Genomic DNA, 25,530 nt, shown 5'->3' on the forward strand with positions numbered 1-25,530 from the left:
CGCGATCCATGGGGTTAACCTAAACGCTTACATCGATGTCATGGGCAAGTCGCTGTGACCCAAGACGCAGGAGGGGTTGAGGTGCGGATCGGTGAACTGTCCGCCCGGACAGGAGCAAGCCGTCGATCACTGCGCTACTACGAGCAGCAGGGCTTGCTGGTCAGCGCGAGGTCCCCCAGCGGTCAACGGTGCTACGACGATGATCATGTCCAGCGGGTGGCGTTGATTCAGGCATTCCTGGCCGCTGGAATGTCCAGCAGAACCATCGCCCTGATGGTCCCATGCATGACGGAGCCCAACATGAATAGAGCCCGGCAAGCCTTGACCGCAATGAATCAGGAGCGAAATCGCCTTTCGTCCACAATAGACAGCCTAGTCGCCGCCAGAGCGGCACTTGATCACCTGATTGACGTAAATCGAAACTTTCTGGCGAACGTGGCAGACGACCAGCCTCGGACCGACTAAATCAGCATCCCGGTTTTCCTCCGGTGAAATATTCCGCCTCATGCGGTGCGCGCTTAAAATTGTTCCCTGTCGGCATTTTCCGCGATCCGCCGGATTGGAGTCTGTAAGAGGTCGCGTGTGGATAGGCATGCGGTCATGGCCGATGGTTCGGGCGTTCGTCCCAGCGGTGAGTTGTCCATGCCTGTCGGATCAGGCTACGCATGGTGATGACCGTGTCGGCGAGATCGAAAAATGCGTCGATGACGGTGGTGCGCCGCTCGTAGCAGCGGGCGAGCCGGTAGAAGGCGTTCTGCCAGGCGTGGGTACGTTCGACGTGCCAACGCCGGCTGGCCAGGATCGGTGCCTTCTCACCGTTATGCGCGATGCGGCCGTGGATGCCGCGCGCGTTGAGCAGAGCGCGGGTCTTGTCCGAGTCGTAGCCGGCGACACCGGCAGACGCCCGCCGCGACTCTCCGCGATCCGGAGCGCGTCTCGCAGCGCGTCGATCAGGCGATCCGAGATGTAGCGGAGCTCTCGCACGTCCGCCTTCCGGCCGCGGAGCAGCAGACGGGCGTGACCGATGAGTTCAGCGCCCATCTGGAGCTGGACCGCTTCCATCTCGTCAGCCAGCCGCGACAGGTACCCCTCACCGTCCGCGTCCGCGACCAGGTAGCACGGCTTGCCAGCAGGGCCGGGCCACGGCAGCAATCGCGGTTGCGTACTCACCTGACCACCACCATCCCGTGCGGAGCGCACAACAGCTCCACCCGAGGCACGTTCTTCCGACGCTCATGCGCCGCCACATACCTGTTCGGAAGCGCCGCCCCGCCGGTACTGAACATCGCCGGCGTGATCGAACGGGCGCAGGCGGCCGACTGGGATGTCTGCCTCGGATTGACCCCCACGGCCGCGCGCTGGCTTGACGACAAGCTGCTGGCGCTGGAGGAGTTGACCGGACACCCTTTGCGCAGCCAGTACAAGCTGCCCTGGGAGCCGGACGTCTGGCCTCCCGCGGATGTCGCCGTCGTGGCACCCGCCACCTTCAACACGATCAACCAGTGGGCCCTGGGGATCACCGAGAAATTCATCGTCGGATTTGTGGCCGAGGCCATCGGCAAGGGCATCCCCACGGTGACCGTGCCGTGTGTCAACGCCGCCTACGTCCAGCACACGCAGTTCGACGCCAGTGTTGCCACGCTACGGGCGATGGGAGTGCGCGTGCTCTACGGGGAAGACGGATTCGTACCCAACAAGCCGGGCCAGGGCCGACCGGAGAACTATCCGTGGCACCTGGCTCTGGAAGCGGCAGCAACAGGTGTCAGTGGGCGCGATCCCGGTGGGGCATGGGCCGCCCTCGGACGGGTCACTCAGCTTGACGCCCGTGCCGTCGAGCCTGTGTTGCCATGTGACCCGGCGCCCGTCTGGAGGTCTTGGAACGGTGGCATGATGCGGACGATCACGATCAGCTGGTCTCGTCGTGCCACCAGGAAGAAGAAATAGCCGCCTGCCGCGTCCATGCGGCGCATCCCCCTGCCCGCGGGCCGTTGCCGTAGTCGCTGACATCGACGCCCATGCCGGCCAGGTCGACCAGGTGCCCGGCGAGACGCTCCACTTCGGTCACCACGTGAGCGGGGATGCCGCCTGCCACGTGAGCGTGATCGGGGTCGTACTCCCAGCGCCAGCCGACGCTCATCGAGGTGGGAGTCCGAGCGCGGCATGTGCGTCGTCCAGGATCTTGCCGATTGCGGACGCGGCGCGTCGGGCCTGCGTCGCGTCGCCTGACTCGGCAGCGTCCTCCCAGTGACGGAACTCTTTCGCGATATTCGGCTGCCGCTGAATGTGGACGTAGACGGCCCACTGGGCGATGAACCGCTGGAGAGGGGCCAGGTCGGAAGCCTGCCGGGACTGGTCGGCGGCCTGATCCAGCTCCCGCGTGAAGGCGGGAAGGGCGGCGGGGGCGATCTGTGCGACGGCCTGGCGAAGGGCCGTGACAGTGGCGGGCGGCTGAGGGATGAGTGGCTGCCCAGTGGCGGAGCTGGTCATTGCTGCTCCCATGGGCGAGATTCTGATCCCTGGGAGCAGCGTATCGAGTGCGAGCCCGATCGCATCGCCCGAACGAGTGGGGGCGCGCCGCCTCGGCCTCTGGCGGGGACGGTGTCCGAGCGCTCGGCGAAGTGGGGCTCCAGCCATGTGGTGAGCGGGGCGTCGGCCTCGGAGTAGATCTCCAGGCGCGACAGGTGCCCGCCCTGCGTCAAGACCAGCGCCCCCGCATCGGCTAGTGCGGCGTACAGGGTGGGAGGAGCGCTTCGGCATCGCCGTCGCGTCGCCGGGAGGGGCGTCGCCTCAGTCACCAGCCGGAGCGATTCCCGTCGGGCAGGAACTACCCGACGGGTCACCTGGCTTGACGCCCGTGCCGCCGATGCCGCAGTAGCCGGACGTCAGCCCTCCGCCGGGGCCACGCCGATCGGGCAGGAGACGCCCGTGCCGCCGATGCCGCAGTAGCCGGCCGGGTTCTTGTCCAAGTACTGCTGGTGATATGCCTCGGCGGCGTAGAACGGGCCCGCGGGGAGGATCTCGGTGGTGATCTCGCCGTAGCCGGAGCCCGTCAGGACGGACTGGTAGGCGGCGCGGGAGGACTCGGCCTCGGACTGCTGCTCGGGGGAGTGGGCGTAGATCGCCGAGCGGTACTGGGTGCCGACGTCGTTGCCCTGGCGGAAGCCCTGGGTGGGGTCGTGGGACTCCCAGAAGAGCTTCAGGAGGGCGGCGTAGGAGGTGATCGTCGGGTCGAAGACGACGCGGACGGCCTCGGTGTGGCCGGTGAGGCCGCTGCAGACCTCCTCGTAGGTGGGGTTCTCGGTGTGGCCGCCCTGGTAGCCGACGAGGGTGGTCCAGACGCCCGGGGCCTGCCAGAACTTCCGCTCCGCGCCCCAGAAGCAGCCCAGGCCGAAGTCGGCGACGACCAGGCCCTCGGGGTACGGGCCGGTCAGCGGGTTGCCGAGGACCGTGTGGCGGTCGGGGACCGCGAAGCCCGGTTCGGGGCGGCCCTTCAGCGCCTCCTCGGGGGTGGGGAGGTGGTTCTTGTGGCGGCTGAACAGCATGAGGGCTCCTCGCGTGACGGGTACGGCGGCTCCGGCGCTCGTATACGGGTGCGCGGTGCTTTCGATACAACGGATACGGGGCGGCGGGAATTCCGCCCCCCTCACCGCGGCAGCGTCGCCGGGGAGCCGCCCCCGCCCTCCCAGCCCGCCACCGCGAGCGCCCGGTAGACCGTGTACTCGGCCGCCGGATCCGCCCCGTACGACCACGGGACCGCGCCCACATGGCCGTCCACGTGGCGCAGCTGCTCCAGGGCCTCCGCGTACCGCTCCGCCCGGACCAGGAAGAAGACCAGCAGATGGCGGACGTGCGGCAGTACCGGGTGGTCGGCGGGGGCGTGGCGGACGGCGAAGAGCGCGCCCTCGATCGCCTTGACGATCACCTCGCTCCGGTACAGCGTGCGGACGAGGTTCGCCTCCGGCAGGTGCTCGAAGACGCCGAAGAGGGGCAGGGCGGGGAGGAGGCTCTTCTCGGGGGCCGAGGCGGCGGCCGCGTGGGTGAAGGTGTCGGCGCGGTCCTGGGAGCCGTGCCACTTCTCGCACCAGTAGTGGAGGGCGGCCAGGTGGGCGCCCATATGGTGCGGGGCGAGCTTGGTGACCTTGGACCACAGCTCCTCGAAGTCGGCCTGCCGGTAGGCCATACCGCGGGCGACGCCGAGCTCGATGATGTGCGGCACCGGGTCGTCCGGGGCCAGCCTGGCCGCCTCGTGGCAGACGTCCCGGGCCTCCTCCAGGATCATCCGGAAGTCGACCGAGGACGGGTCGAGCAGCGCCTGGCGGACCAGGAACTCCGCCTGCACCGCCGCCGCGCCCGGGTCCTCGGGGGCCGCCACCCGCCAGGTGCGCAGCCACATCCCGCCCTGGCCGGGGGCCTGGGCGAGCTCGAAGGCCGCCGCCCCGGCCAGCGTCTGCACCCGCTGCCAGCGCAGCTCCGAGGTGGCCTCGGTGAGTGCGAGCAGGCGGGCGGCCGGCTGCCAGTCCTGCCGGGCCTGGACCTCCTCCAGGGCGTCGATCAGCTGCCGGTCCGGGCCGGGCAGCCGTACGTCCAGCCGCTCGCGCGGTACGAAGCCGTACTCCTGCGGATCCGAGGCGCGCATCATTCCCTGCATGGCCTCGCGGCCCCCGCGCCGCCGCCGCAGGGCCGGCATGACGATCAGCCCGCCGATCATGACGATGGCGATGAGGAAGATCAGAAGCTCCATGAGGTGTCCCCGTGTGAAGTTCCGTAACGGCTGGTGGTCCAGAACGACTGGTGGCCCAGAACGGCTTGTGGTCCAGCCTATGCGCCTCGGCGGTCGTTGAATCCAGCACGGGCGCGTCGGGCGTTACGCTCGGGCTCATGAGCCACCAGCACCCCCAGGGGCATCCTCAGAGTTTCGAGACGCTCGCCATCCACGCGGGTCAGGAGGCCGACTCGCTCACCGGCGCCGTCGTCCCCCCGATCTACCAGGTCTCCACCTATAAGCAGGACGGGGTGGGCGGTCTGCGGGGCGGCTATGAGTACAGCCGTTCCGCCAACCCCACCCGCAGCGCGCTTGAGGAGAACCTGGCGGCCCTGGAGGGTGGCCGCCGCGGCCTCGCCTTCGCGTCCGGTCTCGCCGCCGAGGACTGCCTGCTGCGCACGCTTCTGGTGCCGGGCGACCATGTCGTCATCCCGGACGACGCGTACGGCGGTACGTTCCGCCTGTTCGCCAAGGTCGTGGAGCGCTGGGGGGTGGAGTGGTCGGTCGCCGACACCTCCGACCCGGCGGCCGTACGGGCCGCGCTCCGCCCCCGCACGAAGGTGATCTGGGTCGAGACCCCCAGCAATCCGCTGCTCGGCATCACCGACATCGCCGCCGTCGCCGACATCGCCCGCACCGCGGGGGCCCGGCTGGTGGTGGACAACACCTTCGCCAGTTCCTACCTCCAGCAGCCGCTCGCGCTCGGCGCGGATGTCGTGGTGCACTCCACCACCAAGTACATGGGCGGGCACTCGGACGTCGTCGGCGGTGCGCTGGTCGTCTCCGACACCGGCCTCGGGGACGAACTCGCCTTCCACCAGAACGCGATGGGCGCCATCGCCGGGCCCTTCGACGCCTGGCTGGTGATGCGCGGCATCAAGACCCTCGCCGTCCGCATGGACCGGCACAGCGCGAACGCCACGCGGATCGCGGAGATGCTCGTCGCGCACCCCAAGGTGACGCGGGTCTACTACCCGGGGCTGCCGGAGCACGTGGGGCACGAGATCGCGGCCAAGCAGATGCGGGCCTTCGGCGGCATGGTGTCGTTCCAGGTGGCGGGCGGCGAGGAGGCGGCGGTCGAGGTGTGCGACCGGGCGCGGCTGTTCACGCTCGGGGAGTCCCTCGGCGGCGTCGAGTCGCTGATCGAGCACCCGGGGCGGATGACGCACGCCTCGGCGGCGGGCTCGGCACTCGAGGTGCCGGCCGATCTTGTACGGCTGTCGGTGGGCATCGAGTCGGTCGACGATCTGCTCATGGACCTGAGCCAGGCTCTGGGCTGACGGTTGGATTGTCTGGACGCCTGACGCCTGACGCCTGACGCCTGGCCGTCTGGCCGTCTGGTGCCTGAGCGTGCGGGCTGCGGATCTTTGAGGGCGGTCACCGTCGTTCGGCGGCCACCGTCCTCCTCCGGCGGTCACCATCCTTCGAGGGGTGGGGTGGTGTCGGTGGGCGGCGGCGCTGTCCACGGTTCGACGATCGCCGCCCAGACGGCGAAGGCCACGACCGCGGCGAGCAGCAGCAGCCAGCCGATGGTGCGTACGACCTGGTGGCGGCGGAGCATCCGCCGCCCCCGTTCGGTCGCCCGGCCCGCCAGATCCGGCGGCAGCGCCGGATGCGGTCCCTCCAGCATCCGGCGGACCTCGGTCTCCTTGCGGTCCGGAAAGCTCATGGCGCCACCCCGGTCCCGGTTCCAGCCCCGGCTCCAGCTCCCGTCCCGGCTCCGGCCGCGCCGGTGGCCGTCCGGCGGCCGGTGGACGGGGGCGTTCCGGTGGACGGAGGTTGTCCGGCGGGCGGGGGCCGTCCCGCGGACGGGGGCGTTCCAGCGGCCGGAGGCCGTCCCGCGGACGCGGGCGTTCCGGCGGACGAGGGCGTTCCGGTGGACGGGGGCGTTCCGTACGCACCGCGCCGCGGCGCCGCGCTGCGCATCGCCGTGACCGCGCGGGTGCAGATCGCCCGGACCCGCTCGACCGGGAGGCCGAGCGCCGCCGCCGTCTGCTCCTCCGCGACCCCCTCGTACAGCCGCAGCACCAGCACCAGCCGCTCCTGCGGGGTGAGCCGGGCCAGGAGGCCGCCGCGCGGGTGGCGGTAGCGGTGGCCTCGGTGGGCGAAGAGGGCGGCCAGCGTCCGGCGGGTGTGGTCGTACGGATCTTCGCCGCGCAGCCGGTCCCAGCGGGCGTACGTGCGCGCGAGCGCGGCGGTCAGCAGGCGCTCGGCGGCTTCGGTGTCCCCCGTCGGCTCCCCCGTGAGCAGCGCGGCCGCATGCAGCAGGCGGCCACCCGCGCCCGCGACGAATACCTCGAACTCCCGGGCCCGGCGGCCATCTCGTGCTGCCCGCCGCTCTCGCACCACGTCCTCCGCCTCCCGTTCCTTTAGGACACGGCAGGCACGGGCACCCGGTCAAGAGGTCTGCGAGGTCTGCGAGGTCGCGCGGTCGCGCCGGGGGTCAGGTGGCGGGCGTCGCCTGGGGCACCGTGCTGTGTGCGGCGGAGAGGGCGATGTTGAACCGGGTCAGCAGATCGCAGAAGAGATCGCGCTCCTCCGCCGTCCAGTCGTCGGTCACACGGGCCATCAGGTCGCGCCGTGAGGAGCGCACTTCCTCCAGGCGGGCCTTGCCGCGCGGGGAGAGCTGGAGCACGACCGCGCGGCCGTCCTCGGGGTGCGAGGTGCGCTTGACCATGCCGGAGTCGACCAGCGGGGCGACCTGGCGGGTCACGGTGGACGAGTCGATGCCCATGCTCCCCGCGAGCGCCTTGACCCCCATCGGGCCTTCCTGGTCGAGCCGGTTGAGCAGCAGATACGCGGCTCGGTCCATGGAGTTGCGGGCCTGGCCGACGCCGCCGAGCCGGGTCTGTTCCGCACGGCGGGCGAAGACGGCGACCTGATGCTGGAGCGTGTCCAGTACGCCGGTGTCGAGTTGAGTCGTCATGTCCGATTGGGTGGGCATGGCCTAGGGCTCACTTCATGCGGTGGTCTGTGGGATGTGGCACAGAGTACGCGGCCGGGGCCCTGCCCGTACGGGGGCTGCAGAAACCTGACGACCTCCGAGCCACAACCTGCCGTTCTGAGCCGTTCTCCATCGCCGTAGCCCGCCGGTGGGCCTTGGCCCGGTACCCGACCGGCAGCGGACCGGCACCGGCCCGGCACCGGCCCGGGCCGCGGGGGCCTGCCGGGGGTGAGCTGCCAGACTGGGGACCATGGCTGCACGACACGGCGACGAGGACGGGCCCGGCTCCGGGTCCGGCCCGGCCTCGCACCCCACCTCCTCCGCTTCTGCTTCCGCCTCCACGGGTTCCGCGGGGTCTGGCCTCGCTTCCAGCCCTGCTTCCGGCGCCGGGCGGTCCGCCTCCGCTTCTGGCTCCGAGAGGTCCGGCTCCGAGGGGTCCGGCTCCGAGGGTTCCGCCCCCGGGGGCTCTGCCTCCGCTTCCGCCTCCGAGGGACCCGAGACGATCAAGCCGATCACGCTCGACGACATCCGCGGGGCGCAGAAGACGCTGTCGGGGATCTCCCGGCTCACCGCCCTGGAGGGCAGCCGCTATCTGTCCGGTCTGGTCGGCTCGCCGGTCCACCTCAAATGCGAGAACCTGCAGCGCACCGGGTCGTTCAAGCTGCGCGGCGGCTATGTGCGGATCTCCGGGCTCAGCCCCGAGGAGCGCGCGGCCGGGGTGGTCGCGGCGAGCGCCGGGAACCATGCGCAGGGCGTCGCCCTCGCGGCCTCGCTGCTGGGGGTGCGCTCGACGGTCTTCATGCCCGAGGGCGCCCCGCTGCCCAAGATCGCGGCCACCCGGGACTACGGCGCCGAGGTGCGGCTGCGCGGCCAGATCGTGGACGAGACGATGCGGGCGGCGCAGGAGTACGCCGAGCGCACGGGCGCGGTCTTCATCCACCCCTTCGACCACCCCGACATCATCGCGGGGCAGGGCACGGTGGGGCTGGAGATCCTGGAGCAGTGCCCCGAGGTGCGCACCGTGGTGGTGGGCATCGGCGGGGGCGGGCTGGCGGCCGGGATCGCGGTGGCGGTGAAGGCCCTGCGGCCGGATGTGCGGGTGGTGGGGGTGCAGGCGGAGGGCGCCGCGGCGTATCCGCCGTCGCTGGCGGCCGGGCGGCCGGTCTCGATCGAGGCGCCCGTGACCATGGCTGACGGCATCAAGGTGGGGCGGCCGGGCGATGTGCCGTTCCAGATCATCGACGATCTCGTCGACGAGGTCCGTACGGTCACCGAGGACGAGCTGTCCAGCGCGCTGCTGCTCTGCCTGGAGCGGGCGAAGCTGGTGGTGGAGCCGGCGGGCGCGAGCCCGGTGGCCGCACTGCTGTCGGCGCCGGAGTCCTTCGAGGGGCCGGTGGTCGCGGTGCTCTCGGGCGGCAACGTCGATCCGCTGCTGATGCAGCGCATCCTGCGGCACGGCATGGCCGCGGCGGGGCGCTATCTGTCGCTGCGGCTGCGGCTCACGGACCGGCCGGGGGCGCTGGCCACGCTGCTGGGGGTGCTGTCGACGCTGGACGCCAATGTGCTCGACGTCAGCCATGTACGCACCAATCCGCGGCTCGGGCTGAGCGAGGCCGAGGTGGAGCTGCACCTGGAGACGAAGGGGACGGACCACTGCGAGGAGGTCCGGGAGGCGCTGCGCGGGGCCGGGTACACGGTGATGGCCTGACGACGGGAGCCGGCCCGCCCCCGCGGCGGGGCTGATGCCCTGACTGCTCGGGGGCCGCCATCGCCCCCGGGCAGCCCTGTCGACCGTCGGCCCCCGGTCTTATTTTCTTTGCCTCGCGTATGTCGCGATGTATCGCGTTCCCGGTACCATTGCCGTCCAGTTGCTGCCGAGCGCTGCCCATATGGGCGGACTTATGCCTTGATTAAGTGTGGAACGGCCCCAACCCCGGGAGTGCCAACATGCCAGGCGCTATTCACGCCGAGGGTCTGGTGAAGACCTTCGGCGACGTAAGGGCTCTGGACGGCGTCGACCTCGACGTACCGGAAGGAACCGTGCTCGGACTGCTCGGCCCCAATGGCGCCGGCAAGACCACCGCGGTGCGCGTGCTCACCACGCTGCTGCGCCCGGACAGCGGAACGGCGGTGGTCGCGGGGGTGGACGTGCTGAAGAACCCCGACGAGGTCCGCCGCTCCATCGGGCTGTCCGGCCAGTTCGCCGCCGTGGACGAGTATCTGACCGGCCGCGAGAACCTCCAGATGGTCGGCCAGCTCTACCAGATGGGAGCGCGGGCGGCCAAAGCCCGCGCGAGTGAGCTGCTGGAGCGGTTCAGCCTCGCCGAGGCGGCCGACCGCACCGCCAAGACGTACTCCGGCGGGATGCGCCGGAGGCTGGACCTCGCCGCGGCCCTGGTGGTCAGCCCGCCCGTGATGTTCATGGACGAGCCGACCACCGGTCTGGACCCGCGCAACCGGCAGGCGCTGTGGGAGGTCATCCAGGAGCTGGTGGCCGGTGGCACGACGCTGCTGCTGACCACGCAGTATCTGGAGGAGGCGGACCATCTGGCGCATGACATCTGCGTGATCGACCGCGGCCGGGTCATCGCCCGCGGCACCTCCGACCAGCTCAAGGCCCATACGGGCGGGGAGCGGGTGGAGGTCGTGGTGCATGAGCGCGAGCACATCGCGGTCGCGCAGGAGGTCCTGCGGGTCCTGGGCAAGGGCGAGACGACCGTGCAGGAGCACACCCGTCAGGTCACCGTCCCGGTCGTGGGCGGCGCCAAGCTGCTCGCCGAGGTCATCCGCGAACTGGACACCCGCGGTGTGGAGATCGACGACATCGGGCTGCGCCGCCCGACCCTGGACGACGTGTTCATCTCCCTCACCGGCCATGGGACCGAGGACGGACTCCAGGGCGGCGGCGAGGCCGAGAGCAAGGGAGTCGAATGATGGCCGTCGTCGAGGAGACCGGTGCCACCGTCGCGGCGGCCCCCCGGCCGCGCGGCGGACCGCTGCGCTCCGTCCGGGACTCGCTGGTGGTCGCCAAGCGCAATCTCCTGCGGATGATGCGCATCCCGGAGATGGTGGTGTTCGGCCTGGTACAGCCGATCATGTTCGTGGTGCTGTTCAGCTATGTGTTCGGCGGCGCGATCATGGTTCCGGGGCAGGCCAGCGCGGATGCCACGGTGTATCGCGAGTTCCTGATGGCCGGGATCTTCGCGCAGACCGTGACCTTCGCCACGGCGGGCGCGGGGGCGGGGATCGCCGACGATATGAACAAGGGGCTGATCGACCGCTTCCGCTCACTGCCGATGGCGCGTGGCGCGGTACTCACCGGCCGTACGCTCGCGGATCTTGTGCAGACGGCGCTGACGCTGGTGGTGCTGGCGATCGTCGCGGTCATCGTGGGCTGGCGGATCCATGACGGCGCCCTGAAGGCGCTGGGCGCGTTCGGGCTGTTGCTTCTGCTCGGCTACGCCTTCTCGTGGATCGGCGCGCTGATCGGCCTGTCGGTACGGACGCCGGAGGCGGCCACCTCGGGCGGGCTGATCTGGCTCTTCCCGCTGACGTTCATCTCGAACGCCTTCGTGCCGTCCAGCAAGATGCCCGCCGTGCTGGGCCATATCGCCGACTGGAATCCCTTCAGCGCGACGGTGCAAGCGTCCCGGCAGCTCTTCGGCAATCCGGAGGGCGTGGTCTCGGACGCCTGGCCGATGCAGCATTCGGCGCTGGCGTCGGCCCTCTGGTCGCTGCTGATCATCGTGCTCTTCCGGACGCTGGCGGTGCGCAAATACCGCTCGGCGACCGCCTGAGCGGTCCGGCCGGGGATCGTGGAGATCGAGAGGCGGCCCCGCTGGGGGCCCGCTGGGGGATGTGGTGATCGAGAGCGGCCCCGCTGAGGGGTGTGGTGATCGTGGAGGAGCCCCGGCCGCCCGGCCGGGGCTCCACACCGGGTGCTCAGCCCTGGTACGGCTTGGCCTCCAGGATCCGCACTGAGGCGGTGCGGCCATTGGGCAGCTCGTATTCCGCGTCCTGGCCGACCTTCTTGCCGTTCACACCCGAGCCCAGCGGGGACTGCGGCGAGTAGGTCTCGATGTTCGCGCTCGCGTACTCACGAGAGGCGAGCAGGAAGGTCAGGGTGTCGTCCGGGTCGCCGTCGAACGCGATGGTGACCACCATGCCGGGGGCGACCACGCCGGTGTCCGCGGGTGCCTCGCCGACCTTCGCATGCTGCAGGAGCTGCGTCAGCTGACGCACTCGGAGCTCCTGCTTGCCCTGCTCCTCCTTGGCGGCGTGGTAGCCCCCGTTCTCCCGGAGGTCACCTTCCTCCCGGGCAGCCTCGATCTTCTTCGCGATCTCGACACGTGCGGGACCCGACAGGTACTCCAGCTCCGCCTTGAGCTGGTCGTACGCCTCCTGGGTCAGCCAGGTGACGTTCTCGCTGGTCTGGGTCACAGGTGCTCCTCGTCGGTGCTGGGAATACAAATGAACGCCCTACTCAGAAGGGTGCGCCTTCAAAGCGGGGCGAAACCACGAGCCTAACAATTCCGGCAAGAAACGGGGAGGAGGGAACTGGGCGCAATGCGCAGGAAAGCCGTCAGCGCTGGTCAGATCGGGGCAGCCGCCGACACGTCCGGTCCGATTATCGTCCGGACTCGCAGCCGATCAGCTCGGCGCTGGTCGCCCGGGCCGTGGTGCGCACGGTCACCACCTTGACCAGGTCGCCCTCGCGCTGGTCGAAGGTGAAGTCCTTCCGGCCCACCTCGTCGTGGTACTCATCCAGGGTACGCACGGTGCAGACACCGGTGGCGTCCTTGTCCTTGGTGATCTCCAGCCGGACGTCGACGGCGTCGTCGGCGACCACCTTGAAACCGGTCAACCGGCCGCTGACGTCCTGACCGGCGATGTAGTCGTATCCGAACCACGTGATCAGGGCCAGCAGCCCGGCACCGAGCACCGCACCGACGATCTTCAGCGTGCGGTCGGCACGCGCGTCCGCGGACCGGCCGTAACGCCCGTCGGGCAGACCCTCGCGCACCCCGGCCATGGGCGTTCCTCCTGCTGGGAGAGACATCGGAATTATTTGTCCCTGGTTTAGGTCACTATAGAAGCCGTCTTCCACGACGAATCACTGAGGATCGAACTTGACTGAGCAGCTGCGTTTGATGGCCGTGCATGCGCACCCCGATGACGAGTCGAGCAAGGGCGCGGCCACCATGGCCAAGTACGTGTCTGAGGGGGTGGACGTGCTGGTCGCGACCTGCACAGGTGGAGAGCGCGGCTCCATCCTCAATCCCAAGCTCCAGGGTGATCCCTACATCGAGGAGAACATCCACGAGGTCCGCGCCAAGGAGATGGACGAGGCGCGCGAGATCCTCGGCGTCAAGCAGGAGTGGCTGGGCTTTGTGGACTCCGGACTGCCCGAGGGCGATCCGCTGCCGCCACTGCCCGAGGGCTGCTTCGCACTGCAGGACGTCGAGGCAGCGGCGGAGCCCCTGGTGAGGCTGATCCGCTCGTTCAAGCCGCAGGTGATCACCACCTATGACGAGAACGGCGGCTATCCCCACCCCGACCACATCATGACCCACAAGATCACGATGGTGGCCTTCGAGGCGGCCGGTGACCCCGAGAAGTACCCGGAGGCGGGGGAGCCCTGGCGGCCGCAGAAGCTCTACTACAACCAGGGCTTCAACCGGGCGCGCACCGTCGCCCTGCACGAGGCGCTGCTGGCCCGCGGTCTGGACTCGCCGTACGCGGAGTGGCTGGAGCGCTGGAAGACGTTCGACCGGCCCGAGCGCACCCTGACCACCTATGTGCCCTGCGCCGACTTCTTCGAGATCCGCGACAAGGCGCTGATCGCGCACCGTACGCAGATCGATCCCGATGGTGGCTGGTTCCGGGTGCCCATGGACGTCCAGCGGGACGTCTGGCCCACCGAGGAGTACGAGCTCGCCAAGTCACTTGTGGACACCTCCCTCCCCGAGGACGACCTCTTCGCGGGCATCCGCAACAATTGAGCCCATGATGAGCGCCACCAGCACCCTCGCCATGACGCATCTCGTCCCGCTCGCCAAGGACCTGGACGAGAACAAGGTGACCCCGGGCGTCCTCGGCTTCATCGTCTTCGCCGTGATCGGCGCGGCGGTGTGGCTGCTGATGAAGTCCATGAACAAGCACATGAAGCGGGTGAACTTCGAGGAGGGGCGGGAGCCCGGCAAGGCTCCGGCGACGGCCTCCGCCGAAGGCACCAAGGGCGAGGAACGCACGGCCTGACCCTGGCCGGGCCCGACCGCGTGCCCCGTGTGAGCGGGGCCTCACGGCCCGGCCGACGGGATATCGCATATCCCGGCCCCCTCTCCGCGCTCTCTGCGCTCTTCGTGGCTAGCCGCGAGGCTCCGGCAGCACGGCCATGACCTCGCGCGAGTGGCGGCTCGGCACCATGCCGAGCTGCCATGCCTGCCACCCCGTTTCCGGCTCGACGCCGCGCTCCAGCACCAGCGCGAACGCCTCCGCGCACCCCTCCAGCCGGGAATCCCCCGCCGTGCCCTCCTCGCGCATCTCCCGCGCCAGCTCCGCCAGCTCTTCCTGGGCCACCGCCGTGCCGATGACCGAACCGCCCGCGGAGGCGAACGGCAACAGGGTGCAGCGCAGGAACCGGGCCCAGGAGCGGCCGCGCCGGTCCCCGTACCCCGCGAACAGCCCGGCCGCCTCGTCCACCAGCTCCAGCGCCTGCGTCGCCTTGCCGTTTCCCGCGTCGATCACCGCCAGCTCGACGCAGGACCATGCCTCGCCATGGGCCACGCCCACCCGCCGGAAGTCATGCCGCGCGTCCTGGAGCAGCTGGCGGGCGAAGCCGCTGTTGCGCAGCGAGCCCGTCTGCGCCGCCCGCAGATCACGGGTGACCCGTGCCGAGTGATGACGGGAACACGCCAGCCCATACACATCCCGCATCCGGTTGAACATCAGGCGGGCCCGCTCCAGCTCGCGCAGCGCCGAATCATGGTCGCCGCGCTCCTCCAGCGCCTGGCCCAGGTAGTACAGCGTCCATGCCTCACCGCGCGCGTCCTCGTTCTCCCGGTGGCGGGAGAGGGCCTGGCGCAACTGGTCGACGGCCGCCGACGCCTCCCCGGCCACCAGCCGGGCCCGGGCGAGCTGGGTGAGCGCCCATGCCTCACCGCGCTGGTCATGGGTGCGGCTGTAGGCGTCCAGCGCGCCCCGCAGCTCGGCCTCGGCGCGCGGCACATCGCCCATCCGCAGACATGCCTGGCCGAGCTGGAAGTGCGCCCACGCCTGGCCGTGCAGGCTCTCGCTCTCCTGATGCAGCTCCAGGGCCGCGTCCAGCAACTCCAGCGCCTCGGCCAGCCCGCCGCGGTCGCGCTCCACCGCCGCCAGGGCGTGCATCGTCCAGCCCCGGTCACCGCGCAGCTCCTCGGCCTGCTGGAGCTCCAGCGCCTCGCGCAGCTTGGCCGCCGCCTCCCCGAGATTGCCCTGGTGATGCAGGGTGATGCCGAGACTGCACAGGGCACGGGCCGCACCCGCCTGGTGCTGCGCCTCGAAATACAGGTCCACCACCGAGGACAGCGTGGTGCGCGCCTGGTCCAGCTCGCCGAGCTGGCGGGCCGCGATACCGGTGCGCCACTGCACGGACCGCATCAGCAGCCCCTGGTCCACGGCCTGGGTGAGCTCGCTGATCTCGCCCAGCCGGTAGAGATCGCCGCGCAGCAGGCAGTAGTCGCACAGCGCGCCCAGCAGATGCAGCACCGCGGACTGGTCCACGCCCTCCGCATGGCGCAGCGCGGCGGTGATGAAGCTCGATTCGTCGTCCAGCCAGCGCAGCGCCGCGTCCAGCGAGGTGAAGCCATGGCCGCCCGCCGCACCCTTGCCGAACATATCGGCACGGGTGGACGTCTTGCCGTCGACCAGCCGGATCACCGAATCCGCGAGCTCGGCATAGCTGCGGATCAGCCGCTCCTGCGCGGCGGTGCGCTGCTCCGGCTGCTCCTCGTCGAGCAGCCGGGCATGGGCGAAGGAGCGCACCAGGTCATGGAGGCGGTAGCGGCTGCCGCGCACATGCTGGATCAGCCCGGCCCGGCCGAGCGCCTCCAGATGGCGGCCGGCCTCCTGCTCATCGGTGTCCAGCAGCGCCGCGGCCGCCGCGCCGCCCAGGCTGGCCCGCCCGGCCAGCGCCAGCCGGCGCAGCAGCTTCCGGGCGCCGTCCTGCTGGTCGGTGTAGCGCAGCCACAGGGCGCGCTCGATCGCGCCCACCGGGCCGTACGCCTCCAGCTCGGTGACCAGGGCGGCGGGGGTGCGGGGGCCGAGCGAGGAGCCCGCGATCCGCAGCGCCAGCGGCAGCCGCCCGCACAGCTCGGCGATCCGCTCCACGGACTGCCCGTCGTAGGGGCCCGCCCCGGTGGGCTCCTCGGCGGAGGTCCGCAGCAGCTCCTCGGCGCCCGGCTCGTCCAGCGGGCCCACCTCCATCCGGTGCACCCGGGCGGCGAGGTCGGCCGGCAGATCGAGCGGAGTGCGCGAGGTGATCAGGACCAGGCTGTCGGACCGCTCCGGGATCAGCGTGCGCACCTGCTCGGCGTCGTGGGCGTCATCCAGCACGATGGTGACCGGCAGCCCGGTCAGATACTGGTGATACAGCTCGGTGAGCCGTCTGATGTGCTGGTCCTGCGAGGACCGCTCGCGGAAGAGCAGCTGGTCGCGGGGTGCGCCGAGCCGGTTCAGCAGATGCAGCAGCGCGTCACGGGTGGGCAGCGGGGCCTGCTCGGGGCTGTCGCCGCGCAAGTCGACCAGGCACGCACCGCGGAACTGATCGCGCAGATGGTGGGCCGCCCGCACGGCCAGCATGGTCCGGCCGGAGCCCGGCGGGCCCTCCAGCAGCACCACCGTGGGCTGGGTCTCGGTGGACACGCGGGCCTGCTGCACCCACTGCGCGATCTGGGTGAGCTGCGCCCGACGCCCGGCGAACGGGCCCTCCGCCTCGGGGAGATGGGCGAAGGACTGCTCCAGCACGGTGCGCCTGCGGGCCGCCTGGCTGCGGTCCGCACCGCGCAGCCTCGGCACCTGACCGGTGGCGGAGGAGGTGGAGCGCTTGGCCGAACCGCCGCCCTGGCGGGTGGCGGCCGAGGTCATCCGGTGCTGGTCGATGAACGGCCGGATGCCCCGCACCTCGACCGCCGTGAGCCACTGCAGCCGCAACTGCTCGGGCCCGCCGGGCTGGTTGCGCAGCGCGGCCTGACGGTGAGCGGCGGGCCAATGGCGCGCGGTGAGCTTGACGACCGCGGCGGCCGATCCGGCCACGGCGGCCGTCACCCCCGCGCCCAGCGCCGTGCCCGCCGAGGTGCCATAGGTGAGATCCGCACCGAAGGCCGCCGCCGCGGCGACCGTCGCGGCCAGCGCCGGGGTGCCGAGCTGACCGCGCGACAGCCGCTCCGAGAGCGGTCTGCTGCCCGCGTCGGACTCGTCCAACGCGAGCACATACGCCCCGTACTCCTCCGCGGCGGTCGCGGCCATCTCGTCCAGCGCGCCCCGCGCCCGGCTGAGCAGCACCCCGCCATCGGTGCGCCCGCCCGAGCGGCGCACCTCCTCCTCCACGGCCCGCGACAGCAGCCGCTCAACTTCCGTCCGGTGGCTGTCCCGCAGCACCGCCAGTGACCCCGGCATGTGATCCCCCTCCTGCAGCAGTGCCCTCAGTCTTCCGTTTCTGGCTCTTATCCGGCAGTCCTGTGGATAACTCCCCTGTGGATAACTTCGTCTGCCTCGCCGGGTGGGGGAGGATGGACCCATGCCGAACCGTCTGGCGCACGAGACGTCCCCCTATCTGCTTCAGCACGCCGAGAACCCGGTCGACTGGTGGCCGTGGTCGGACGAGGCGTTCGAGGATGCGCGTCGCCGCGGGGTGCCCGTGCTGCTGAGCGTCGGCTATTCGAGCTGCCACTGGTGCCATGTCATGGCGCATGAGTCGTTCGAGGACAAGGAGACCGCCGACTATCTCAACGCCCACTTCGTCTCCGTGAAGGTCGACCGCGAGGAGCGGCCGGACGTCGACGCGGTGTACATGGAGGCGGTGCAGGCCGCGACCGGGCAGGGCGGCTGGCCCATGACGGTCTTTCTGACCCCCGAGGCGCAGCCGTTCTACTTCGGCACGTACTTCCCGCCCCGGCCCCGGCCCGGTATGGCGTCCTTCCGGCAGGTGCTGGAGGGGGTGAGCGCCGCCTGGGCGGACCGCCGCGAGGAGGTGGTGGACGTCGCCGGGCGGATCGTGGAGGACCTGGCCCAGCGCACCGGGATCGCCCTGGGCTCGGATGCGCCCGCGCCGCCCGGCGAGGAGGATCTGCACGCCGCGCTCATGGGGCTGACCCGCGAATTCGACGCCACGCGCGGCGGTTTCGGCGGTGCGCCGAAGTTTCCGCCGTCCATGGCGCTGGAGTTCCTGCTGCGCCACCACGCCCGCACCGGCTCCGAGGGCGCGCTGCAGATGGTGTCGGCCACCTGCGAGGCGATGGCCCGCGGCGGTATCTACGACCAGCTCGGCGGCGGTTTCGCCCGCTATTCCGTCGATGCCGGCTGGACCGTGCCGCACTTCGAGAAGATGCTGTACGACAACGCGCTGCTGTGCCGGGTCTACGCCCATCTGTGGCGCGCCACCGGCTCGGACCTCGCACGTCGTGTCGCCCTGGAGACGGCGGACTTCATGGTCCGCGAGCTGCGCACCGCACAGGGCGGCTTCGCCTCCGCGCTGGACGCCGACAGCGACGACGGCACCGGCAGGCATGTCGAGGGCGCGTACTACGTGTGGACGCCCGAGCGGCTGCGCGAGGTGCTGGGGGAGGCCGACGCGGAGTTCGCCGCCGGGTATTTCGGCGTGACCCAGGAGGGCACCTTCGAGCAGGGAGCCTCCGTGCTCCAGCTGCCCGACGGGGGGCGGCCGGCGGACGCGAGCCGAGTCGCCTCCGTACGGGAGCGGCTGCTGGCCGCCCGGGAGCGGCGGGCCCGCCCCGGCCGCGACGACAAGATCGTCGCCGCCTGGAACGGGCTGGCCGTCGCGGCTCTCGCCGAAACCGGTGCCTATTTCGACCGCCCCGACCTGGTGGACGTCGCCACCGAGGCCGCCGAGCTGCTGATGCGCCTCCACATGGACCAGCGCGGGCGGCTGGCCCGCACCTCGCTCGACGGCACCGCGGGCGGCCACGCGGGCGTGCTCGAGGACTACGCGGATGTGGCCGAGGGCTTCCTCGCCCTGTCCGCCGTCACCGGCGACGGTGCGTGGGTGGACTTCGCCGGGCTGCTCCTGGACACCGTGCTGACCCGGTTCACCGCCGAGGACGGCACGCTGTTCGACACCGCCGATGACGCCGAGGCGCTCATCCGCCGCCCCCAGGACCCGACGGACAACGCGGCGCCGTCCGGCTGGACGGCCGCCGCCGGGGCCCTGCTGTCCTACGCAGCCATCACCGGCAGCTCCCGCCACCGCGAGGCCGCCGAGCGCGCCCTCGCCGTGGTGCGGGCCCTCGGCCCCCGGGTGCCCCGCTTCATCGGCTGGGGCCTGGCGGTGGCCGAGGCCCGGCTCGACGGGCCGCGCGAGGTGGCCGTGGTGGGCCCCGGCGACGACCCGGCGACCCGGGCCCTGCACCGCGCCGCACTCCTGGCCACCGCTCCCGGCGCGGTCGTCGCGGTCGGCGAGCCCGGCTCCGGGGAGGTCCCGCTGCTGCAGGACCGCCCCCTGTTGGAGGGACGCCCGGCGGCGTACGTCTGCCGCGGCTTCACCTGCGACGCACCCACGGCCGATGTCGAGGCCCTGGCGGCGAAGCTGGGCGGCTGAGCCGGGGAGCCGGACGGGAGCTGGACAGGGAGCCGGACCAGGTCCCGGGTCGGTTTCGGTCGGCCCCGGGGGCTAGCTCCCGGCTGAGCTGCGGACTGGCTTCGGCTCTTCCCGGCCAGCTCCGGGTGAGTCCCGGGCCCGGCCCAGTCGGCCCCCTGGGCGTCCTGGCCGGTGCAGGGGCCGGCCTCGGGCCAGTTCTGGTTGGCGTCCCGGGTCAGCTCCGGCTGCCTCCGAGCCAGCTCGGGGGCAGCCCCGGTCGGCCCCCCGGCCAGCCCCGGTTGGCTCCCAGGTCAGCCCGAAGTCAGCCAGTCGGCCCCTGGGCACCCCGGCCGATACCCAGGCCAGCCCCGGCAAGCTCATGGGTCAGCCCGGGGCCAGCCCGCTGTCAGCCCCAGCGGCCCGGCCGGAATCGCCGGGCGGACCGCAGCCGGAATCGCAGGGGGGACCGCAGCCGGTCGCAGGGCGGGAGCGCGGCCGGTCGCCGGGCGGGCCACAGCCGGGTTCGCCGGGCGGCTCATAGCCGGAATCGCGGGGTGGGGCACAGCGGGCCCCGCACCGCGGGTCATAGCGGGATGCCTCGGGAGAGGAGGTCCAGGGCCCGGTCGATGGCCGTTGTCATGGCGTCGGCGCGGGTGGCGGTGGCCCTCGCCGTGCTCGCCGTGGTTGCTGTCGGCAGGTGGTGGTCCAGGCAGTGGAAGACGGCTTCCCGTAGGGCGCCGAGGACGGCGCCCACCGCGACCCGTACCTCGAAGTCGTCCGGGGCCCGGCCGCTGCGCTCGGCCAGCGCCTCGCCCAGCAGTGTCCCGCTGTCGGCCAGGCCGCCGCTCATCCGAGCGCGCAGCGCCGGGACCTGCCGTACGAGGGCGAGCCGGGCCAGCAGTTCCTCGCGCTCCGCACCCGCCGCGGGCCCCAGCAGCCCCACGACGGCATGGCGCAGGGAGGCGGTCGGGGATTCGTCCAGCGGGCGCTCGCGGATCGCCTCCGCCATGAGCGCGTCGTACTCATCGGTGAGGACGATGTCCTCCTTGGCCGGGAAGTAGCGGAAGACGGTGCTGGTCGAGACGTCGGCGGCCGCCGCGATCCGGTCGACCGGAGTGGCCTCGTAGCCCTGCTCCGCGAAGAGCCGCAGGGCGGCGCGCCGGATCGCCTGCCGGGTCTTGATCTTCTTCCGTTCGCGTAGCCCGGGCCCGGGCCCGGGCCTGCGCTCCGGCTGTGACGTGGGTGGTGTGGCCTTGGGCATCTCAGGCGTGCTGATACGCCACCAAGGAGATGCCGACGTAGTGCACGACGAAGGCGGCCAGCGTGAAGCTGTGGAACACCTCGTGGAAGCCGAACCAGCGGGGCGAGGGGTTGGGGCGCTTGGTGCCGTAGATCACCGCGCCCACACTGTAGAGCAGCCCGCCGACGACGATCAGCGTCATGACGGCGGCGCCGCCGGTGTGCAGGAAGTCGGGCAGGAAGAAGACGGCCGCCCAGCCCAGCGCGATGTAGCACGGGGTGTACAGCCAGCGCGGGGCGCCGACCCAGAAGACCCGGAAGGCGATTCCGGCGAGCGCCCCGGCCCACACCAGCCACAGCAGTAGCTGTTTCTTGCCGTGCGGCAGAAGCAGCATCGTGAAGGGCGTATACGTGCCCGCGATGATCAGGAAGATATTGGCGTGGTCCAGCCGCCGCAGCACCGCGGCGGCGCGCGGTCCCCAATTGCCACGGTGGTAAAGGGCGCTGGTGCCGAACAGCGCACATGCGGTGAGCGTGAAGATGGCGCAGGCCAGCCGCCCACGCGGACTGTCGGCGAGGGCCGTCAGCACCACCCCCGAGACCAGGACCGCGGGAAACATGCCGGCGTGCAGCCAGCCGCGGAGCATTGGCTTCAGGGGGAGCGGCGGGGCCGCTTCGGGCCCTGGGGGGTTCTCAACGGCGGCATCGGGCGCGGCGGCAGTCATGGCGCTCATGCTACCTACGCCACCGTAAGTTACCGGTCCATGTCGAGTGGTGATGGTCACCAAAGCGCCCACTGGACAGATGGCCCACACAGTCGGATGATCAAATGAGCGCGGTCGGCACCGGATGAGCTGAGCATCCGGGTCGCAGCCCCCAAGGGGTAGCTGTCTCCATAAACGGATATGAGTGCACATATCCGCCCAAAACCCTCAATCAAGACGCCGGAGCGCGTGCGGTTCCGGCGGGATGGAGCGATCGTGGCGCCCAGCAATGTGGCTTCCTCCCTCACCACCACCCCGAGCCCCACGAACCACCAGGAGCTCGTCTCCTGGGTCGGCGAGATCGCCGCCCTCACCCAGCCCGATCGTGTGGTGTGGTGCGACGGCTCGGAGGCGGAGTACGACCGCCTGTGCGCGGAGCTCGTCGAGAAGGGCACCTTCACACGCCTTGATTCGATCAAGCGCCCCAACTCGTACTACGCCGCCTCCGATCCGAGCGATGTGGCGCGCGTCGAGGACCGTACGTTCATATGCTCCGAGAAGGAGGCGGACGCGGGCCCGACGAACCACTGGAAACACCCCGACGAGATGCGCGAGATCTTCGCCGGGGAGCAGGGCGTCTTCCGGGGCTCCATGCGCGGCCGGACCATGTACGTCGTGCCCTTCTGCATGGGCCCGCTCGGCTCGTCGCTGTCCGCGATCGGCGTCGAGATCACCGACTCCGCCTACGTCGCCGTCTCCATGCGCACCATGACCCGCATGGGACAGGAGGTCCTCGACGTCCTCGGGGACGAGGGCTTCTTCGTCAAGGCCGTCCACACCCTCGGCGCCCCGCTGGAGCCGGGCCAGGCCGACGTTCCCTGGCCGTGCAACTCGACCAAGTACATCTCGCACTTCCCGGAGGCGCGGGAGATCTGGTCGTACGGCTCCGGCTACGGCGGCAACGCCCTGCTCGGCAAGAAGTGCTACGCCCTGCGCATCGCCTCCGTGATGGCGCGGGACGAGGGCTGGCTCGCCGAGCACATGCTGATCCTCAAGCTCACCCCGCCGCGCGGCGAGTCCAAGTACGTGGCCGCGGCGTTCCCGAGCGCCTGTGGCAAGACCAACCTCGCGATGCTGGAGCCGACCATCCGGGGCTGGACGGTCGAGACGATCGGCGACGACATCGCCTGGATGCGGTTCGGCGAGGACGGCAGGCTGTACGCGATCAACCCCGAGGCGGGCTTCTTCGGCGTCGCGCCCGGCACCGGTGAGCACACCAACGCCAACGCGATGAAGACCCTGTGGGGGAACTCGGTCTTCACCAATGTCGCGCTCACCGACGACGGCGATGTCTGGTGGGAGGGCATGACCGAGGAGCCGCCCGCCCATCTGACCGACTGGAAGGGCAACGACTGGACCCCGGCGAGCGAGACGCCCGCGGCCCACCCCAACGCCCGCTTCACCGTGCCGGCCGGTCAGTGCCCGATCATCGCGCCCGAGTGGGAGGACCCCAAGGGCGTGCCGATCTCGGCGATCCTCTTCGGCGGCCGCCGGGCCAGCGCCGTTCCGCTGGTGACCGAGTCCTTCGACTGGCAGCACGGTGTCTTCCTCGGCGCCAACGTGGCGAGCGAGAAGACCGCCGCGGCCGAGGGCAAGGTCGGCGAGCTGCGCCGCGACCCGTTCGCCATGCTGCCGTTCTGCGGCTACAACATGGGCGACTACATGGCCCATTGGGTGAAGGTCGGCAAGAACGCGGACGCCGCCAAGCTGCCGAAGATCTACTACGTCAACTGGTTCCGCAAGGACGCCGACGGGCACTTCGTCTGGCCGGGCTTCGGCGAGAACAGCCGGGTGCTGAAGTGGATCGTCGACCGGCTGGACGGCAAGGCCGAGGGCGTGGAGAGCCCGATCGGGGTGCTGCCGACGCCCGAGGCGCTGGACACCGACGGTCTGGACCTCGACGACGCCGAGCTCAAGCTGCTGCTCACGGTCGACAAGGAGGTCTGGCGCGAGGAGGCGGGGCTGGTGCCCGACCACCTCAACACCTTCGGTGAGCACACGCCCAAGGAGATGTGGGACGAGTACCACGCGCTGGTCAAGCGCCTGGGCTGAGCACAGCCCAAGGCCCGGGGCCCGCATCCAGGTGCGGGCCCCCGGTACGACCGGTGCGGACCGTGCGGACCGTGCGGCGGAAGGCGGCGGGCTGCTCCGGCGGGGCGATCAGGGCGCCCACGCCGTACAGGCCAGGTCCCGGCGCAGCTCGTCCTGGCCGCCGCGCGGCGAGCCGACGAGAGGGCGGACCGGGGCCTGGGTCTCAGCCCGGGCTCCGGTCCGTGAGCCCCAGTGCCGCCGCATGTGCCTCCAGTCGCTCGGCCGCCAGCGTCGAGGCCGCCGTGTCGTCACGGGACGTGGCCACGACCAGGGCCCATCCGGCCAGGGTGTGGGCGCGCTGGTGGAGGGCGGCGATGTGTGCCGCGTCCGGTTCCGTCGTCGAGGGGGCCGCGCGCAGCGGAGCGTGGCCGTCGCGCAGGCGGGCGGCCTGCTCGGCGAGCCGCTGGGCGGCGTCGTCGAGGCCGGGGTGCGGGGTGCGGGCGCGCAGCTCGTCCGTCACGGTGAGCAGCGCGGTCAGATGTCCGGCCAGCCGGATGTCCAGCTCTTCCTCGCGGGTGCGGTGCGGGAAGTCGGGCGTGGGCTCGGCCATGCTGTGGACCGATTTGGTGCGGATCGGCTCGTACATGGATGGCCTCCAAGGGGTCAGGAGACCATCCTAACTTAGACTCTGTCTAAAGTTGAGCTGAGGCTAAAAAGATCAGGGTTGGCCGTATCCGTCCAGGAAGTTCCCGATCCTGGTCACCGCGTCCGCCAGATCCTTCTTGGCGGGCAGCGTGACGATGCGGAAGTGATCCGGCTCCGGCCAGTTGAATCCCGTGCCGTGCACGATCATGATCTTCTCGGCCCGCAGCAGATCCAGCACCATCTGCCGGTCGTCCTTGATCTTGTAGACCTTGGGGTCCAGCTTGGGGAACGCGTACAGCGCGCCCTTGGGCTTCACGCACGTGACGCCCGGGATCTGGGTCAGCAGGTCGTACGCCGTGTCCCGCTGCTCCAGCAGCCGGCCGCCGGGGAGCACCAGGTCGTTGATCGACTGACGGCCGCCGAGCGCCGTGGCCACCGCGTGCTGCGCCGGCATATTGGCGCACAGCCGCATATTGGCCAGGATGGTCAGCCCCTCCAGATAGCTGGCGGCGTGCGCCTTGGGGCCGCAGACCGCGAGCCAGCCGCTGCGGTAGCCCGCCACCCGGTACGCCTTGGAGAGCCCGTTGAAGGTGAGGGTCAGCAGATCGGGGGCGACGGTGGTGGTCGGGGTGTGGGTGGCCCCGTCGTAGAGGATCTTGTCGTAGATCTCGTCGGAGCAGACGATGAGCTGGTGGCGGCGGGCGATATCGGTGAGCCCGCGCAGCATCTCCTCGCCGTAGACGGCACCCGTGGGGTTGTTGGGGTTGATGATGACGAGCGCCTTGGTGCGGTCGGTGACCTTGCGCTCGATGTCGGCGAGGTCCGGCAGCCAGTCCGACTGCTCATCGCAGCGGTAGTGGACGGCGGTGCCGCCGGCCAGTGAGACCGAGGCGGTCCACAGCGGATAGTCGGGGGCCGGGACGAGGACCTCGTCGCCGTCGTCGAGCAGCCCCTGCATCGACATCTGGATCAGCTCGGAGACGCCGTTGCCGAGGAAGATGTCCTCGACGTCGAGGTCGATGCCCTGGGTCTGGTAGTGCTGCATCACCGCGCGCCGCGCGGACAGCAGCCCCTTGGCGTCGCCGTAGCCGTGCGCGTCGCCGAGGTTGCGGAGCATGTCCTCGAGGATCTCCGGGGGACATTCGAAGCCGAAGGTCGCCGGATTGCCGGTATTCAGCTTGAGGATGCGGTGTCCTGCCGCCTCCAGTCGCATCGCCTCCTCGAGCACCGGGCCACGGATTTCGTAGCAGACGTTGGAGAGCTTCGTGGACTGGATCACCTGCATGTCGGCCACCATACGGCGGAGCATCCGGAGACGCTCGGTGTTTTTCGCCACGTGGACGGTGTGCGGACG

22 protein-coding genes and 4 pseudogenes are annotated in these 25,530 nt (G+C 70.9%); 10 read left to right on the forward strand and 16 right to left on the reverse strand.

Annotation, left to right across the window (positions count from 1 at the left end):
* Window positions 1-81 precede the first annotated feature (81 nt).
* Entirely contained in the window at window positions 82-465 is a 384-nt protein-coding gene (locus tag J5X86_RS08090; protein ID WP_208516066.1) for a MerR family transcriptional regulator, read from the forward strand.
* A gap of 133 nt (window positions 466-598) precedes the next feature.
* Here J5X86_RS08090 and J5X86_RS08095 read toward each other — a convergent pair.
* Together J5X86_RS08095 and J5X86_RS50485 are read right to left on the reverse strand one after the other, a co-directional pair.
* Window positions 599-889, reverse strand: a pseudogene (locus J5X86_RS08095) (transposase); the annotation flags it as partial.
* Between the two features lie 2 nt (window positions 890-891).
* Window positions 892-1,113 (reverse strand): annotated as a pseudogene (locus tag J5X86_RS50485) (hypothetical protein); the annotation flags it as partial.
* A 138-nt stretch (window positions 1,114-1,251) separates the two neighbouring features.
* Between J5X86_RS50485 and J5X86_RS08100 the strand changes: the two are divergent.
* Window positions 1,252-1,770: pseudogene (locus J5X86_RS08100) on the forward strand (flavoprotein); the annotation flags it as partial.
* A 136-nt stretch (window positions 1,771-1,906) separates the two neighbouring features.
* Here J5X86_RS08100 and J5X86_RS08105 read toward each other — a convergent pair.
* From J5X86_RS08105 to J5X86_RS08120, 4 genes are all read right to left on the reverse strand, one after another.
* On the reverse strand, window positions 1,907-2,137 hold the full coding sequence (locus tag J5X86_RS08105; protein ID WP_308124468.1) for a hypothetical protein: 231 nt from the start codon (window positions 2,135-2,137) through the stop codon (window positions 1,907-1,909).
* Window positions 2,134-2,487, reverse strand: coding sequence for a DUF6247 family protein (locus J5X86_RS08110; RefSeq protein WP_208516153.1), 354 nt, complete (start codon window positions 2,485-2,487; stop codon window positions 2,134-2,136). Before J5X86_RS08110 ends, J5X86_RS08105 begins: the two co-directional genes overlap by 4 nt.
* Before the next feature lie 395 nt (window positions 2,488-2,882).
* Window positions 2,883-3,542 carry a peptide-methionine (S)-S-oxide reductase MsrA gene (msrA, locus tag J5X86_RS08115; protein WP_208516067.1) on the reverse strand — a complete coding sequence of 220 codons (660 nt, stop codon included), beginning with the start codon at window positions 3,540-3,542 and terminating at the stop codon, window positions 2,883-2,885.
* A 101-nt stretch (window positions 3,543-3,643) separates the two neighbouring features.
* Window positions 3,644-4,741: a hypothetical protein gene (locus J5X86_RS08120; RefSeq protein WP_208516068.1), complete on the reverse strand. Its 1,098-nt coding sequence runs from the start codon at window positions 4,739-4,741 to the stop codon at window positions 3,644-3,646.
* Window positions 4,742-4,878: 137 nt separating this feature from the next.
* On the opposite strand from J5X86_RS08120, the gene J5X86_RS08125 reads away from it, so the two are divergent.
* A complete protein-coding gene (locus J5X86_RS08125; RefSeq protein WP_208516069.1) occupies window positions 4,879-6,042 on the forward strand; it encodes a cystathionine gamma-synthase in 1,164 nt (387 codons plus the stop codon).
* Window positions 6,043-6,176: 134 nt separating this feature from the next.
* Here the strand turns inward: J5X86_RS08125 and J5X86_RS08130 are convergent, their stop codons facing one another.
* The 3 genes and pseudogenes from J5X86_RS08130 to J5X86_RS08140 form a co-directional block, all read right to left on the reverse strand.
* On the reverse strand, window positions 6,177-6,431 hold the full coding sequence (locus J5X86_RS08130; protein ID WP_208516070.1) for a hypothetical protein: 255 nt from the start codon (window positions 6,429-6,431) through the stop codon (window positions 6,177-6,179).
* 197 nt (window positions 6,432-6,628) lie between these two features.
* Window positions 6,629-7,108 (reverse strand): annotated as a pseudogene (locus J5X86_RS08135) (sigma factor-like helix-turn-helix DNA-binding protein); the annotation flags it as partial.
* 97 nt (window positions 7,109-7,205) lie between these two features.
* The gene (locus J5X86_RS08140; RefSeq protein WP_208516071.1) at window positions 7,206-7,706 is read right to left on the reverse strand and encodes a MarR family winged helix-turn-helix transcriptional regulator; all 501 of its coding nucleotides are present in this window, start codon (window positions 7,704-7,706) and stop codon (window positions 7,206-7,208) included.
* Between the two features lie 250 nt (window positions 7,707-7,956).
* On the opposite strand from J5X86_RS08140, the gene ilvA reads away from it, so the two are divergent.
* The 3 genes from ilvA to J5X86_RS08155 all read left to right on the forward strand — a co-directional run bounded on the left by ilvA (window position 7,957) and on the right by J5X86_RS08155 (window position 11,503).
* Window positions 7,957-9,414: a threonine ammonia-lyase gene (gene ilvA, locus J5X86_RS08145; protein ID WP_243979686.1), complete on the forward strand. Its 1,458-nt coding sequence runs from the start codon at window positions 7,957-7,959 to the stop codon at window positions 9,412-9,414.
* Window positions 9,415-9,653: 239 nt separating this feature from the next.
* Window positions 9,654-10,640 (forward strand): ATP-binding cassette domain-containing protein, encoded by a 987-nt coding sequence (locus tag J5X86_RS08150; RefSeq protein WP_078643221.1) that lies wholly within the window; start codon window positions 9,654-9,656, stop codon window positions 10,638-10,640.
* Window positions 10,640-11,503 carry an ABC transporter permease gene (locus tag J5X86_RS08155; RefSeq protein WP_208516072.1) on the forward strand — a complete coding sequence of 288 codons (864 nt, stop codon included), beginning with the start codon at window positions 10,640-10,642 and terminating at the stop codon, window positions 11,501-11,503. The genes J5X86_RS08150 and J5X86_RS08155 overlap by 1 nt, the downstream gene beginning before the upstream one ends.
* Before the next feature lie 145 nt (window positions 11,504-11,648).
* Here J5X86_RS08155 and greA read toward each other — a convergent pair whose 3' ends face one another.
* Together greA and J5X86_RS08165 are read right to left on the reverse strand one after the other, a co-directional pair.
* Window positions 11,649-12,146 carry a transcription elongation factor GreA gene (gene greA, locus J5X86_RS08160; RefSeq protein WP_078643222.1) on the reverse strand — a complete coding sequence of 166 codons (498 nt, stop codon included), beginning with the start codon at window positions 12,144-12,146 and terminating at the stop codon, window positions 11,649-11,651.
* 187 nt (window positions 12,147-12,333) lie between these two features.
* Complete coding sequence (locus tag J5X86_RS08165; RefSeq protein WP_208516073.1) at window positions 12,334-12,738, reverse strand: DUF4307 domain-containing protein; 405 nt, start codon at window positions 12,736-12,738, stop codon at window positions 12,334-12,336.
* Between the two features lie 97 nt (window positions 12,739-12,835).
* Here J5X86_RS08165 and mca point away from each other — a divergent pair, with 97 nt between their 5' ends.
* Entirely contained in the window at window positions 12,836-13,708 is an 873-nt protein-coding gene (gene mca, locus J5X86_RS08170) for a mycothiol conjugate amidase Mca (protein ID WP_208516074.1), read from the forward strand.
* Window positions 13,709-13,715: 7 nt separating this feature from the next.
* A complete protein-coding gene (locus tag J5X86_RS08175; RefSeq protein ID WP_208516155.1) occupies window positions 13,716-13,964 on the forward strand; it encodes a hypothetical protein in 249 nt (82 codons plus the stop codon).
* Between the two features lie 108 nt (window positions 13,965-14,072).
* On the opposite strand, the gene J5X86_RS08180 is transcribed toward J5X86_RS08175, so the two are convergent.
* On the reverse strand, window positions 14,073-17,360 hold the full coding sequence (locus J5X86_RS08180) for a tetratricopeptide repeat protein (protein WP_208516075.1): 3,288 nt from the start codon (window positions 17,358-17,360) through the stop codon (window positions 14,073-14,075).
* A gap of 121 nt (window positions 17,361-17,481) precedes the next feature.
* On the opposite strand from J5X86_RS08180, the gene J5X86_RS08185 reads away from it, so the two are divergent.
* Window positions 17,482-19,518 carry a thioredoxin domain-containing protein gene (locus J5X86_RS08185; RefSeq protein ID WP_208516076.1) on the forward strand — a complete coding sequence of 679 codons (2,037 nt, stop codon included), beginning with the start codon at window positions 17,482-17,484 and terminating at the stop codon, window positions 19,516-19,518.
* Window positions 19,519-20,080: 562 nt separating this feature from the next.
* On the opposite strand, the gene J5X86_RS08190 is transcribed toward J5X86_RS08185, so the two are convergent.
* Window positions 20,081-20,758 (reverse strand): TetR/AcrR family transcriptional regulator, encoded by a 678-nt coding sequence (locus tag J5X86_RS08190; protein WP_208516077.1) that lies wholly within the window; start codon window positions 20,756-20,758, stop codon window positions 20,081-20,083.
* A 1-nt stretch (window position 20,759) separates the two neighbouring features.
* Window positions 20,760-21,470, reverse strand: a complete 711-nt coding sequence (locus J5X86_RS08195; RefSeq protein ID WP_208516078.1) for a hemolysin III family protein — start codon at window positions 21,468-21,470, stop codon at window positions 20,760-20,762.
* A gap of 246 nt (window positions 21,471-21,716) precedes the next feature.
* Here J5X86_RS08195 and J5X86_RS08200 point away from each other — a divergent pair, with 246 nt between their 5' ends.
* Window positions 21,717-23,552 (forward strand): phosphoenolpyruvate carboxykinase (GTP), encoded by a 1,836-nt coding sequence (locus tag J5X86_RS08200; RefSeq protein WP_208516079.1) that lies wholly within the window; start codon window positions 21,717-21,719, stop codon window positions 23,550-23,552.
* A gap of 202 nt (window positions 23,553-23,754) precedes the next feature.
* On the opposite strand, the gene J5X86_RS08205 is transcribed toward J5X86_RS08200, so the two are convergent.
* Both J5X86_RS08205 and J5X86_RS08210 read right to left on the reverse strand, forming a co-directional pair.
* Window positions 23,755-24,177: a hypothetical protein gene (locus J5X86_RS08205; protein ID WP_208516080.1), complete on the reverse strand. Its 423-nt coding sequence runs from the start codon at window positions 24,175-24,177 to the stop codon at window positions 23,755-23,757.
* A 72-nt stretch (window positions 24,178-24,249) separates the two neighbouring features.
* Window positions 24,250-25,461, reverse strand: a complete 1,212-nt coding sequence (locus tag J5X86_RS08210) for a pyridoxal phosphate-dependent aminotransferase (protein ID WP_208516156.1) — start codon at window positions 25,459-25,461, stop codon at window positions 24,250-24,252.
* Window positions 25,462-25,530: the final 69 nt, after the last annotated feature.

Source organism: Streptomyces sp. NEAU-YJ-81, from assembly GCF_017592595.1.
In the GTDB taxonomy this organism is placed as follows: domain Bacteria; phylum Actinomycetota; class Actinomycetes; order Streptomycetales; family Streptomycetaceae; genus Streptomyces; species Streptomyces hygroscopicus_B.